13 protein-coding genes and 1 pseudogene are annotated in these 12,126 nt (G+C 59.6%); 8 read left to right on the top strand and 6 right to left on the bottom strand.

Translation table 11 applies throughout. From position 1 onward, the window contains the following. The first annotated feature begins 6 nt into the window (after positions 1 to 6). The 5 genes from ACFOHJ_RS01535 (at position 7) to ACFOHJ_RS01515 (ending at position 3,269) form a co-directional block, all read left to right on the top strand. Positions 7 to 600: a helix-turn-helix domain-containing protein gene (locus tag ACFOHJ_RS01535; protein ID WP_378217769.1), complete on the top strand. Its 594-nt coding sequence runs from the start codon at positions 7 to 9 to the stop codon at positions 598 to 600. A 33-nt stretch (positions 601 to 633) separates the two neighbouring features. Beyond that, complete coding sequence (locus ACFOHJ_RS01530; RefSeq protein WP_378217766.1) at positions 634 to 1,116, top strand: TspO/MBR family protein; 483 nt, start codon at positions 634 to 636, stop codon at positions 1,114 to 1,116. Between the two features lie 384 nt (positions 1,117 to 1,500). After that, the gene (locus tag ACFOHJ_RS01525; protein WP_378217763.1) at positions 1,501 to 2,430 is read left to right on the top strand and encodes a lysylphosphatidylglycerol synthase domain-containing protein; all 930 of its coding nucleotides are present in this window, start codon (positions 1,501 to 1,503) and stop codon (positions 2,428 to 2,430) included. 239 nt (positions 2,431 to 2,669) lie between these two features. Further along, a complete protein-coding gene (locus ACFOHJ_RS01520) occupies positions 2,670 to 2,807 on the top strand; it encodes a hypothetical protein (protein ID WP_378217761.1) in 138 nt (45 codons plus the stop codon). A 186-nt stretch (positions 2,808 to 2,993) separates the two neighbouring features. Further along, positions 2,994 to 3,269: a hypothetical protein gene (locus tag ACFOHJ_RS01515; RefSeq protein ID WP_378217759.1), complete on the top strand. Its 276-nt coding sequence runs from the start codon at positions 2,994 to 2,996 to the stop codon at positions 3,267 to 3,269. A 154-nt stretch (positions 3,270 to 3,423) separates the two neighbouring features. On the opposite strand, the gene ACFOHJ_RS01510 is transcribed toward ACFOHJ_RS01515, so the two are convergent. Further along, complete coding sequence (locus ACFOHJ_RS01510) at positions 3,424 to 4,245, bottom strand: class I SAM-dependent methyltransferase (protein WP_378217758.1); 822 nt, start codon at positions 4,243 to 4,245, stop codon at positions 3,424 to 3,426. Between the two features lie 167 nt (positions 4,246 to 4,412). Here ACFOHJ_RS01510 and tnpA point away from each other — a divergent pair. Next, a pseudogene (gene tnpA, locus ACFOHJ_RS01505) lies at positions 4,413 to 4,676 on the top strand (IS66-like element accessory protein TnpA); the annotation flags it as partial. A gap of 733 nt (positions 4,677 to 5,409) precedes the next feature. Here tnpA and ACFOHJ_RS01500 read toward each other — a convergent pair. Beyond that, positions 5,410 to 6,447, bottom strand: coding sequence for an aldo/keto reductase (locus ACFOHJ_RS01500; RefSeq protein WP_378217756.1), 1,038 nt, complete (start codon positions 6,445 to 6,447; stop codon positions 5,410 to 5,412). Between the two features lie 11 nt (positions 6,448 to 6,458). Beyond that, positions 6,459 to 7,049 carry a hypothetical protein gene (locus tag ACFOHJ_RS01495; RefSeq protein ID WP_378217754.1) on the bottom strand — a complete coding sequence of 197 codons (591 nt, stop codon included), beginning with the start codon at positions 7,047 to 7,049 and terminating at the stop codon, positions 6,459 to 6,461. A 104-nt stretch (positions 7,050 to 7,153) separates the two neighbouring features. Between ACFOHJ_RS01495 and ACFOHJ_RS01490 the strand changes: the two genes are divergently transcribed. After that, positions 7,154 to 8,059 carry a LysR family transcriptional regulator gene (locus ACFOHJ_RS01490; RefSeq protein ID WP_378217752.1) on the top strand — a complete coding sequence of 302 codons (906 nt, stop codon included), beginning with the start codon at positions 7,154 to 7,156 and terminating at the stop codon, positions 8,057 to 8,059. A 428-nt stretch (positions 8,060 to 8,487) separates the two neighbouring features. Here the strand turns inward: ACFOHJ_RS01490 and ACFOHJ_RS01485 are convergent, their stop codons facing one another. Continuing rightward, positions 8,488 to 9,558: a 2Fe-2S iron-sulfur cluster-binding protein gene (locus ACFOHJ_RS01485; protein WP_378217751.1), complete on the bottom strand. Its 1,071-nt coding sequence runs from the start codon at positions 9,556 to 9,558 to the stop codon at positions 8,488 to 8,490. Positions 9,559 to 9,564: 6 nt separating this feature from the next. Next, positions 9,565 to 10,791 (bottom strand): aromatic ring-hydroxylating oxygenase subunit alpha, encoded by a 1,227-nt coding sequence (locus ACFOHJ_RS01480; protein ID WP_378217749.1) that lies wholly within the window; start codon positions 10,789 to 10,791, stop codon positions 9,565 to 9,567. A gap of 155 nt (positions 10,792 to 10,946) precedes the next feature. On the opposite strand from ACFOHJ_RS01480, the gene ACFOHJ_RS01475 reads away from it, so the two are divergent. Next, a complete protein-coding gene (locus ACFOHJ_RS01475; protein ID WP_378217747.1) occupies positions 10,947 to 11,825 on the top strand; it encodes a LysR substrate-binding domain-containing protein in 879 nt (292 codons plus the stop codon). A 33-nt stretch (positions 11,826 to 11,858) separates the two neighbouring features. Here ACFOHJ_RS01475 and ACFOHJ_RS01470 read toward each other — a convergent pair whose 3' ends face one another. Next, on the bottom strand, positions 11,859 to 12,047 hold the full coding sequence (locus ACFOHJ_RS01470) for a hypothetical protein (RefSeq protein WP_378217745.1): 189 nt from the start codon (positions 12,045 to 12,047) through the stop codon (positions 11,859 to 11,861). Between the last annotated feature and the right edge of the window lie 79 nt (positions 12,048 to 12,126).

Here is a 12,126-nt window from a genome sequence, read left to right as displayed (position 1 = left end):
AGAAGGGTGTTGTCAGAAACCCTGACCGCAGGCCTCAAGGCGTACGGCATTGGCGCCAAAATCCGGGAGCTGCGGCAGAAGAAGGACCTCAGCCTCGTGCAGCTCGGTGAGCACACGGGGCTATCGCCGGGCATGCTTTCGAAGATCGAACGAGGCCAGTTGTTTCCGACATTGCCAACATTGCTCCGGGTCGCGATGGTCTTCGGCGTCGGGCTTGAGCATTTCTTCATCGCATCGGCCGATCGGCCCGCGCTGGCGATTGTCCGGAAGAAGGATCGCGTGCGGCTGCCGGACCGCCCAGGCGACGATGCGCCTTCTTACTTCTTCGAGAGCCTGGACTTTCCAGTCTCGGACCGCCGCATGGAAGCATTTTACGCGGAGTTCGAACCGCGGTCGGAGCCACCCGTGCCGCACAGCCATGCCGGAGCAGAGGTCATCTTCGTGATGAGCGGGCAGCTCGTCCTTAATATCGGTGACGAAGACGCGCTGCTCGGGGACGGCGATTCTATCTATTTCAACTCCGGCTTTTCACACAGCTATCGCCGCCAGGGCCATGCTCGGTGCTCCGCGATTGTCGTCGTCTCACCCGACAAGCGCTAGCCTTACCCGATCCGAAATGGAGAATGCAACAAGATGACTTCGATGCTTGGGCTTGCCGGTTTCATTCTTGCCTGCTTCCTCGCGGCGGCTACGGGCGCCTTTTTCCGCCCAGGCGAATGGTACAAGCGCTTAAAGAAGCCATCGTGGCGTCCGCCGAACCGGCTGTTCGCACCGGTATGGACCAGTCTCTATCTGATGATCGCTGTCTCCGGCTGGCTGATTTGGCGGGAAGTCGGGTTCGGCGGCGCTGTTCTGCCGCTTGGCATATATGCCCTCCAACTCGTGTTCAACGCGGCTTGGACGCCGCTCTTCTTTGGCCTGCACCGTCCCGATCTCGCGCTCGTCGACATTGTCCTGGTGTGGCTTTCCATCGTTGCGACGATAATGCTGTTCCTGCAGGTACACGTCGGAGCCGCTCTGCTGCTCATACCCTACCTTGCATGGGTCACTTTTGCCACCGCACTCAACCTGACGATCTGGCGCCTCAACCGCAATGTGCCGAATGAGCACGCCTAACCTGATCCCCAAGCTCGCAACTAGCTGCCGGTATTGCCGCTGAGCTGTCACCAGTGGCCGTCAAGCGGCATTGCGGCACCACTCCATCCCGCACGAAAAATGCGGAACGAAGCAAAAACATGCGACTGTTTCCGTGTCAAAGGGCGGCATGGCACCAGCGAGACGCGAGTATGCTGGCGTCATGTCCACCAACATCCTACCTCAGCAGAAGCATCCGAAGCTGATCGTCGTGATGAGATCGGTTACGTTCGACTAGCGGATGATTGTCTCATACCCAAATGTTAGCCATCAACCAATCGAAGCACCCTACCCAATGAGACATTGCTCTGAGCGGAGAGACCCGTATCCATATGACGGAATGGAGCTGTCGATGGCTGTGGTAGAATGAATTTGAGGCGCTTGCTCTGGCCTACGGTTGGTCTTGCAGCTGTTGTGCTCTCCATACGGCTGCTCTTTGGCGAGTTGCGAGGCATTTCGCTTGATGATGTATGGGACGGCCTGGCCGCCATAGCCATCCACCGCTGGGTCCTAGCCGGGATGAGCGCGCTCGTGGCCTATGCGGCACTGGCCGGCTACGACCACATAGCGCTCCTGCATCTTCGCAAACGGGTCTCCTGGTTATTCGTAACCCTGTGTTCATTTACGACCTACGCCCTCTCCCATAATATTGGCGGGTCGATTTTTTCCGGCGCCGTTGTCCGCTATCGGGCTTACTCCACTCGGGGCCTCTCCGGTCAAGAAGTGGGTGTGCTCGTAGCGGTCTGCTCGGTCACGTTCGTTCTGTCGATCCTGCTGCTATCGGGCATCGTGCTGCTCCTTGAGCCAAGCCTCTTCGAACGCTTTTCGAATATCGGTTACGCGGGTTTCTCAACAGGTGCGGGAATCGCAATGTTGTCGATGATCGCCGCCTATGTATTTGGTAGTTGGCTGAACTTGCGCCCGATACGGATCGGGGCAATCCAACTGCACTATCCTCGCCTACCGATCGTGGCACGACAGTTGCTGATCGGTCCCATAGAACTACTGGCCGCTGCCGCAATACTGTTTTTCGCCCTGCCGGTGGAAAACAATCCAGGCTATTTGGTGGTGCTCGGCGTGTTCCTTGTTTCGTTTTCGGTGGCGCAAATTTCGCATGCTCCAGGTGGTTTGGGTGTGCTGGAAGTCGTGTTCCTAGCTGGGTTATCGCACATGGATCAGGCGGGAGTAGTGGCAGCACTATTGGTTTTCCGCCTGTTCTATCTGATTGCGCCGCTCATCATCGCATTGGGCTTGGTGGTCATATTCGAGCGCTCGGAATTCCACCGCCAGACTTAAAGCTCAACAGAGACGGAAAGAGGCGTTTCCAACCCCGAGGCTCTCGTCGACAAGCAAGCTGGCGCGGGCTGACGATACGGCCGGTCGCCTGATGAGCGTGCCCGGTATCGGTCCGGTGATTGCTACCGCACTGGAGGCAATGGCGCCAGCAGCGGAGACGTTCCGCTGCGGACACGAACTTCGCAACTTGGAACCAGCGTTCGACCGGAGGCAAGGAGCGGCTCGGACGAACGTCGCGGATGGGAGTGCGAACGCTGCGGCGCCTGCTCATCATTGGCTTCACCGCCGTGGTGCGCTGGGCTAAACGCAAAGACGTACCATACGGCTTTAAGCCGCCGATGCTGGTCATCGTAGGCGCACAAGACCGCACGCATTGATTGGCCACTGATGAAAAAAGTGGAATCTACCGAGCTCCGACCGTCGCCTTCTGAGCGCAGCCAATGGCCGAGGACGTCGGGTGGGGGCGAAAGTCGAAGGCCGGGTATGGCGTAACGTCGGCGAGGCGGAATTAGGATCAGGAACTCAGTAGCGGCAGGTTCGTTGTGACCATGAAGGAGACGCAAATGCCCGAATATCTCGACGACATGCCTAATTCGGAAATCGAAAAGATCAAAATCATCCTCAACACACTCTACCTTTGCATAGGATACGCCATAAGGCATATAGACGTGCATGAGGGCCAAGAAGCAGCCTCCTCGCTTAAAGCCAACATGCTGGATGCGCTCAAGAACGGCGATATCGATATGGCTCTGCTTGAAGACAGGAGTGCCTTCGAACTGGTCGTGTCCAAGATTGAGCAGCTAACCTGGCGTGATCCGATCGCTGAGCGGCTAAGCTAGAGCGTCGGGCATTCAGGCGTACCCGGCTGCTGTGGCGAATAAAGGTCACAGATGTCGTCGGTTGCCTTCCGAAGGTCTTCGATGGTGCGGATGGCGCGGGCTCTGAGGTTGGCCTGCCGCTTGCAACCGACGACGTGCGAGAATGGGAGCGGAGCTACCTCCGCTCAGCGTTCTGGTACGGAACGAGGCCCTTGCAGGCCCAGGCGGCATTTGCAAATGACCTAGGCCCATCGGGCCGCCCCGCCTCATACGCTTCCCGCACCGCTTTATCAGTACGAGCGCGCTCCACGTTGTTGAGGGCAACTACATATCTGCCGAGCGGACCTTCGCCAGCGGCGATGGGCGCCCAATAGTCGTCGAAGTTTCGGTAATCCATACGGATCATCATTTCGCGTTCGACGACATCGACCAGTCCCTGCTCGACAAAGGTCTGCCTCATTTCTCCGGGCTGCATCATGGGCTGGAAACAGTAGCGGTTGCGCAGTTGACAGCCTTCCTCGCTAAATGCAGCAACCGTGTCGACCATCATCCGCATTGCGGGCATGCCGCCGAGATGGTCCCATACGACGGCCGCGACCACTCCGCCCGGTCGCACGACACGCCGCATCTCGGCCACGGCCTTGCCTGCCTCCGGCACGAAGTGGAGCACGAGCAGTGCAAACGCACGATCGAACTCGTCATCCGCGAATGGCAAGGCGCAAGCATCTGCCTGACGAATTTTGACGCGCGGGTCCGTGTTACGACGTGTCGCCGCGTCGACGAACACGGGAGAAAAGTCGATTCCCCTAATTTCAGCCAGATCAGGATTTTTGGCCAATGTGAAGGTCAGGCTGCCGGTGCCGCAACCAACGTCAAGAACCCTTTCACCATGAGCAAGGCCCGCAAAATCAACCAGCAGCGGGGCGAGCTTTTGGCTCCAGCGACCCATGATTTGATCATAGCCGGCCGCATCATGGACATTAAAGCTCGATGTCACCAAACTCTCCTACAAAGGAAAGATCCTGATTTGAGAGTGAGCTCGCGGCGTCAAAAGGACAATTAGTTCGTTTGGGGGATCATGCGTAAGCGCGCATTTCCCCGCTCCTTTTGCTGTTGCGTGCCCTGATGCATGAGGTGTCCACCAAAGTAGGTGGACACCAAGTTATGGAAGAAGGTGAGCGGAAACTGCGGGTGAGGCTTGTCGGTCGGAACGGGCGCCGCCGATACGATCCCGCCTCGAAGGAGCGTCTTGTCGCGGCCTGCCTTGAGCCTGGCGCTTCGGTATCGAGACTTGCGCTCGAACACGGGGTCAATGCGAACCTTCTTTGGAAGTGGATACGCCAGCACCGGCTGGCGCAGAAGGACACGGCGGCGCTCCCGCCGCCTTCGACCCCGGTGTTTATTCCGGTTCAGATTGAAAGCGCGACGGATCGGGCTATGTCGAGACAGAACAGCGGGTTTGCGCTCGACGCGCGCCTGCCAGAGCACCGCGAAGCGCGCCTGCTTGTCCGCGTCGGCCTGCCCGGCCATTACCTTGGGCAACACCGTCTGCATCTCGCGGGCGAACGGGACGACGGTGGCGTCGAGGCCGAGAACGACGCCTTGCATTATGTCGGTCCGCCGCAGCGCCATTATGCCGTCGAAGGTCGCGTCGAAATGAAGGAGGTCGCGGCGTGCGAACCAGCCGTGCACGCCGATGCCGCCGAATCCGGTCTCCGGCGCCGCTCCCGTCAGGAGTGTGACGATGGCGGCGACAACGCCGGTCGTGCCCCGATCGCGCGCACCGCCCAGATAGGCTTCGAGCGCGACGCGCTGGGGCACGTCGTCACCGTACAGATGCCGGAGCCCGCGCCTTACCATCAGATATGCGCCAGCGACTGTGGGACAGGAATGGCCGGCCAGCTTCACGGCGTCAGCACAGCAATAGGTGATCATGCCGCCCTTGGAGGCTCCGAGGAACGCCGCCATCGGATCACGCAGCGAGATCGTGGGTGCTTCTGCGAAGAAGCCGGGAAACTCCATCGCGCGCTCCCCGGGATGATAGCGCAATAGCGCCTCCAGCGATGGAGGAGCTGAAGCGTTTATTTAACCGGGAGGCAATCGAGGCATGATGTCACAATCAGCAGGAGTATTTGCCTCATCAGTCTCACGCGAGACCACTTCAACCTGCCAGCGGCGGGTTAAGGCGAGCAAAGCCTTCCTGCCGCCGATAAGGTATATGAGGATAGGGCACGGTAACAGCGCTCGCCTCATCCAGCTTCGCCACCTGTTGCGGTGTAAGGCTCCAGCCCACAGCCCCAAGGTTCTGGCGAAGCTGCTCCTCGTTGCGCGCGCCGATGATGACCGAAGAAACGGTCGGACGCTGTAACAGCCAGTTGAGTGCGATCTGCGGAACAGTCTTGCCGCTTTCCTCGGCAATCTCGTCAAGCGCATCGACGACGCGATAGAGGTGTTCGTCGTCCACAGGCGGGCCGAAGCTCGCGGTCTGATGCAGGCGGCTGCTTTCGGGCAGCGGTGTGCCGCGCCGGATTTTTCCGGTCAGGCGTCCCCAACCGAGCGGACTCCATGCCATCGCGCCAAGGCCCTGATCCGCGCCGAGCGGCATCAAGTCCCATTCATAGTCGCGTCCGACCAGCGAGTAATAGACCTGATTGGCGACATAGCGTGGCCAGCCATAGCGGTCGGCGACAGCCAGCGATTTCATGATCTGCCAGCCGGCGAAGTTGGAGATGCCGACATAGCGGACCTTTCCGGCGCGAACGAGGCTGTCGAGCGTCGAAAGCACTTCCTCGACTGGCGTGCCAGCGTCGAAGGCGTGGAGTTGCAACAGGTCGATATAGTCTGTCTGGAGCCGGCGCAGCGCATCCTCCACCGCACGGATCAGCCGGAAGCGCGAGGAACCTGCGTCATTCGGCCCGTCGCCCATCGGCAAGCTGGTCTTGGTCGAGATCAGCACGGCATCTCGCCGGCCCTTGATCGCTTCGCCAAGCACTTCCTCCGAAGCGCCGTCTGAATAAACATCGGCGGTGTCGAACAGGTTGACGCCAGCCTCCAGGCAGATGTCCACGAGTCGGCCGGCCTCGGTGGCGTCCGAATTGCCCCAATTGCTGAATAGCGGGCCGGAGCCGCCGAAGGTGCCAGCACCGAAGCTGAGGACCGGCACCTTGAGGCCGGATTTTCCGAGCGGTCGATAGTCCATGGGAATACTCCTTAGTGAACGGGATTGCATGAGGGTGTCAGCGTCGCGCCCTTGCTCGCCCGGACGGCAATCAACGCGGTGACGATGGCGAGTAGCGGAAACAACGCAGCCGTGATCGGCACCACGGCAAGGCCCGGCCCTTGGTCGATGACCACGCCTCCGGCCCATGCGCCGATGGCGTTGCCGAGGTTGAAGGCTCCGATATTGAAGCTCGATGCGAGGCTCTGGCCTGCGCCTTCGGCCTTCGACAGCACCCACATCTGCAAGGGTGCGACGGTGGCGAAGCCCGCCGCGCCCAGGAGGCCGGTGAAGACGATGGCGGCAATCTGGTTGTCGAGGGCAAAGGTCATTAATCCAAGGACGGCGGCGAGCGCCGCCAGAGTGCCGGCGATGGCGCGAATCAACTTGCCGTCGGCCGTCAGCCATTCATAGGACGGCGCGAGCGCGCACGCTGCGTTAGCGATGACGAAGAGGACCATCAGACTGAGCAGCACATACTTACGCGGCCAGCGGACAGTCAGCGCCGCGGTCCGGATCGGCGCGCGGAGGGTGACGCCGATGCCGAGGGTCCCGGTTGTCAGGGCACAGAGCGCCAGGCGCATGATGTTTCTCGATCTTCCTTCGGAACTAGGCCGCGAAAGATAGACCGCCGGATTTAGATGAAATAGAAGGCGCTCAGGAACATCACTTGTGAGATGAGGTCACGATGGCACGACTCGAGGTCAATCGATCCGGCGAGATGGAAGTGTTTGTTCGTGTGGTGGAACTCGGCGGTTTCTCGTCGGCCGCGCGCGCCGCACGAATGACGCCTTCGGCAGTCAGCAAACTAATCGCGCGCCTGGAAGCGCGGCTCGGTACAAGGCTACTCAACCGCTCGACAAGGCAGCTCCAGCTGACGCCGGAGGGCTGCGCTTTTTACGAACGAGCGACACGCATCCTTGCCGATCTGGACGACGCCGAGCGGACCGCCAACGTCGGCGAGCAAGCGTTGGGGCGCGTGCGCGTCAACACGAGCGCGTCCTATTTCAACCATGTCCTCGCGCCGGCACTACCGGGATTTCTTGCGCTGCATCCGGGCGTCACGCTCGACATTGTGCAAACGGATGCAGTGGTGGATCTTCTAGCCGAGCGAACCGATGTTGCTGTCCGGGCCGGGCCACTGAAAAGCTCCAGCCTCTTGGCACGCAAGCTCGGCGAGACGGCGCTGACCATCGTTGCCGCACCCTCCTATCTGGGGCGCTACGGCGAACCGCGCAGCATCGCCGATCTGGAACAGCACAATCGCCTCGGCTTCGGCTATACCCGCGCAGTCGATGGTTGGCCGCTTCGGGAGAATGGGCAAGGCATTGTTGTGCCAGTAACTGGCCGCGTCCAGGCAAGCGACGGCGAAGGGCTCCGGCATCTGGCGCTTTCCGGGGTAGGCCTCGCTCGGCTTGCCGCCTTCACCGTGCGCGGCGACATTGCCGCGGGACGGCTGGTGCCGGTCCTTGGCAATCTCGATACCGGTGAGACCGAAGCCTTTCACGCCGTATATGTCGGTCAGGGCGGCCCATTGCCATCGCGCGTTCGTGCGCTACTGGACTTCCTGGCTGAACACGGCAGAGTATCATGACCACCCCAATTCTCGCTTGTGAGACGAGCAGATTTTTCAGCGCGGCCGTGGGGCTGGACCGCGACCAGACAGCGTCTATGAAATACGCGAAGTGATGCGGGACGTTTGGGCGCATCATCCCCCCCAACGAATACCCCAGAGCGCTCAAAACGTGCTGTGATGCGCTTGATGGCTGGCAGAGCGGAACCGTTAGCGCGCCGGACATTCGTCGAAGCTGCTCAAGGTGCTCGGAATTTTCGCTCCGCTAGATAACGACCTGGTCTCTACCTCCGTTCTGCACGGGAGCGACCTGCCCCTTTATTCGAATGTCATGATCATTGGAAAGGAGGTCGCCAATGAAGCACGAGATAAGCTCGCGGAGCCAAAACGGCGAGGCCAATATCCGGGCCGATTCATCAAAGATGCAAACCGTCAGACGACGGGGATAATTAAAGCTCTATTGTCACGCGTGCCAATGGTTTGGAACAGCAGGCAAGGATAAATCCGTCGGCGATATCTTCGTCGGTGATGCCGCCATTATGCACCATGTGCACCTGGCCATCGAGCTTGCGCACCTTGCAGGTACCGCAGATGCCCATGCTGCAACCGGAGGGTATCGGGACGCCGGCAGCGCGAGCCGTATCGAGGATCGTCGCGGTCTCGTTGCATTTCGCCACCACATCCGACACAGAGAAGCGTATTTCCGCTGTCTTGTGATCCTGTGGTTCTATGTCTTCGGGAACAGCCTCCGCTTCATGGGGCTCGGCCTGGAAGCTTTCCTGATGGTAGCGATCCATATCGTAGCCAAGGCCGGAGAGAGCGCCCCGTACGGCCTGCATGAACGGCTCTGGCCCGCAGCAGAAGACCTCTCTTTCCAGATAGTCCTGGGCCATAAGTCCGAGCATCAACTGGTTGAACGTTCCCCTATAGCCCGTCCAGGGTCGGTAAGGATCGGTCTCCTCCACCACCCATTTCAGGTCGATGCCAGTGACCCGTGTCGTCATGTGCTCCAGGCTTTGTCGGAAGACGATATCCGACGGCCGCCTGGCACAATTGACGAAGACGATGTCGGCATTAAGCCCTGAATCGTAGAGAAAAGTGGTCATGGACATCATCGGCGTAATGCCCGATCCCGCTGAGATGAACAGGTACTTGTCGGCGGGATGATGAACGATCGAGAACAGGCCGGCCGGTCCGATCGCCTTCAACCGCATCCCGGGCCGTAGATTTTCGAACATCCAGCGCGTACCGATCGAATCCGGCTGCGCCTTCGCCGTGATCGTCAGCGAGGTAGGCCGCGAGGGGGACGACGATATCGTAAAGGTGCGATGGATCGATCCCTCCGGAAGCGGCAGTTCCAGTGTCAGGAACTGGCCAGGATCGAAGCTGAACAGGGCGCCGGACGGGCTGCGGAAGGAAAAGGTGATGACATTGGGCGCCTCCGGCAAGATGTCGACGCACTCCAGTTTCTCCGCGTCCGTCCACAGCACCAGCCTGGGTCTCGCGACAGAAGAGACCATGGACGGTTATTCTGCTGCTATGCGATGGGGCGCGACGGCCTGTTCCATCCAGGTAGTATACCAGTCGATGAACTGGATTACCCCGCTTTCCCATTCGGGCGCATAGGGGCCGGGAGCGTAGGCTGGAGAGCGGATGCCATTCTGGTTTGCTTCGACGACCTCGCGGTCCTCGTTATTCGTCGCGGTCCACACTTCGGTGAGGCGCTTAAGGTCATAATCCACCCCCTCGATCGCATCCTTGTGTACCAGCCACGTGGTGGTGACTTCGGTTTCGGTCGGGCCGATCGGCATGACGCGGAACGTCAGCGAATGATCAGGCAAGAAATGGTTCCATGTGCTTGGATAATGGAAGACGAGCAGGGAACCGGCGTCCGGTAGGCTTACATGGCCAAGCGGTTTGCTGACCGCCGTCTTGCCGTCCATGGTAAAACTGACGGCCGTCTCCTCCAGCGGCATTCGCGCCAGGCGAAATTGCCCGTCGCCGCCAATCAGGAATTGCGCCGGGGCGCCGGTAGCTGCGCAGCGGTCGAAATGCCCCTGCAGCCTGGCGGAAATCGATCCATCGGCCGATACGCCGGCGATCTCGGGATCCAGCGGAAACGACCGGCAGAGCGCCGGATGATTGGCGCTGCAATGGTAGCACTCTCTATTGTTCTCCCAGACCAGCTTCCAGTTACCTTTTTCCACGACCGTCGAGGTATAGGCCACTTTGGCGTCCGACAGGTCATGCACGTCGAGATAGGGAGCCGCGTCCCGAGCGAAAGGCTCGAATGCAGGTGGTTCCTGGGCCACGCAGACATAGAGCAGGCCGCTCAGATTTCGCAGGTGCACTGACTTGAGGCCGTTGCTGGTCGGATCGAAATCCGCGCCCATATTGCTGGCCCACATCAGCTTTCCGTCCAGATCATAGGTCCATTGGTGATAAGGGCAGACAAGCTTGGCCACCTGGCCCTCGCGGGCCTTGCAGATCATCGAGCCGCGATGGCGGCAGGTATTGTGGAATGCCCTGATCTCTCCGTCGCGCCCCCTGACGATGATGATCTCATAAGCGCCGATGCGCAGGGCGACGTAACTGCCGGTCTTCGTGAGCTGGCACGCCGGGATAGCATAGAGCCATTCCTTGTAGAATATCTGTTCGAGGTCCAGTTGGAAAACATCTGGCGACACGTAGAAGGGTTGCTCGAGGGCATGGCCCGGTATGCGGCGACTGAGCAATTCCTGGATGTTGATCATGGTGGCGACCTCCTAGCTTCCGAGATCAAGGATTCAGATGATTTAACATCACTAGCGCCCATAACCCCTTTGACAATGGCATTAAATTTCATCTTGAGTTATATCAACTAATCTCAAGGCAGGGAGAGGAGCACATCTCCTCGGAGGAAAGCCGCGTGCGCCGCCCATATGATTTCTCCTCCATGACCGCCCTGATCTGCTTTGAAGCGGCCGCCCGCAATCTGAGCTTCAAAAAGGCCGCGCAGGAGATGAATGTAACGCCCGCCGCGATCAGCCATCAGATCAAGGCGTTGGAGACAGATCTCGCGTGCAGTTTATTCGTGCGCCGGTTTCGGGGCGTTGAACTGACGGAAAAAGGAGCGTTCCTGTTCCTTGCCATCCAGCGTGGCTTCGAGACTATTTCCGAAGCTATCGCCCGATTACGCGGGCAGCCGGAAACGGTCGATGTAATCATCGGCACCACCACTGCCGTCAGTGCGCTGTGGCTCACACCGAAGATCTCGGCTTTCTGGAAGCTCCATCCTTCCGTCACCGTCTCCCAGATCGTCAGCGACGTGCCGGTTGGTGACAGCCGCTGTGATCTGAGCATCCGCTATGGCAATCCGCGGCAGGACGGCGTCGAATACAAGGAACTCTTTCAGGATCGCATCGTCGCTGTGGGAACGGACAATTTCGCAGCCGAATACAGCATCACCCGACTGGAAGATCTGCTACAGGTGCCCTTGATCCATTCGGGTATAGAGGAGACTGATTGGACGACCTGGACCGAATGGTTCGCGGCGCTATCGCAGCCCGCTCCTAAAGGCCGCGGCTTTCACGTGAACAACTACATGATCGCACTCCAGGCGGCACAAGACGATGTCGGGGCCGCATTGGGCTGGGAGGGACTCATTCAGAGCCTCTTGCAAGAAGGGCGGCTAACAAGGCTCGTTCCTGCCGCCATTCCTTCGCCGGTGCCTTTCTATCTCAAGATCTCTGCGCGGGCTTCTGCGAAAGCGCGCCTCTTCGCTGATTGGCTCGACAAATATTCCTGAGAACGACCCCTCCCGCCGAAGAAACTCAGCCCATTAAGGCTTGGTCGAAAGGACATTTGGAGAGATTTTCGTAGTTAGCGACGGCCGGATGTTCGTGCACAGTCCGATACCGTGCATCATGACACCGTAGCGCTGTTCGGTGAATTCGGCCGGAATCTTGAGGCCGCGCTGCGTCAGTTCGGTAAACGAGACGCCTGGCCTGAGCATGGCCATGTTCGTCACACATGCTCTTAGGCGATGATGGCATGCAGTTTTCCCTGTTCGTCGGAGGGCTTTGCCATTGCCGCGATACCACGTGCGC

Source organism: Aquamicrobium soli (assembly GCF_042646345.1).
Classification (GTDB): domain Bacteria; phylum Pseudomonadota; class Alphaproteobacteria; order Rhizobiales; family Rhizobiaceae; genus Mesorhizobium; species Mesorhizobium soli_A.
The sequence above is the reverse complement of the archived record's forward strand: the minus strand, read 5'-3'. Positions and strand labels throughout refer to the sequence as shown.

Bases quoted from the DNA above. Each gene is read 5' to 3' on its own strand.
- ACFOHJ_RS01530 (WP_378217766.1), top strand. From the start codon at position 634: ATGACTTCGATGCTTGGGCTTGCCGGTTTCATTCTTGCCTGCTTCCTC.
- ACFOHJ_RS01525 (WP_378217763.1), top strand. From the start codon at position 1,501: ATGAATTTGAGGCGCTTGCTCTGGCCTACGGTTGGTCTTGCAGCTGTT.
- ACFOHJ_RS01520 (WP_378217761.1), top strand. From the start codon at position 2,670: ATGGGAGTGCGAACGCTGCGGCGCCTGCTCATCATTGGCTTCACCGCC.
- ACFOHJ_RS01515 (WP_378217759.1), top strand. From the start codon at position 2,994: ATGCCCGAATATCTCGACGACATGCCTAATTCGGAAATCGAAAAGATC.
- ACFOHJ_RS01500 (WP_378217756.1), bottom strand. From the start codon at position 6,447: ATGGACTATCGACCGCTCGGAAAATCCGGCCTCAAGGTGCCGGTCCTC.
- ACFOHJ_RS01495 (WP_378217754.1), bottom strand. From the start codon at position 7,049: ATGCGCCTGGCGCTCTGTGCCCTGACAACCGGGACCCTCGGCATCGGC.
- ACFOHJ_RS01490 (WP_378217752.1), top strand. From the start codon at position 7,154: ATGGCACGACTCGAGGTCAATCGATCCGGCGAGATGGAAGTGTTTGTT.
- ACFOHJ_RS01485 (WP_378217751.1), bottom strand. From the start codon at position 9,558: ATGGTCTCTTCTGTCGCGAGACCCAGGCTGGTGCTGTGGACGGACGCG.
- ACFOHJ_RS01480 (WP_378217749.1), bottom strand. From the start codon at position 10,791: ATGATCAACATCCAGGAATTGCTCAGTCGCCGCATACCGGGCCATGCC.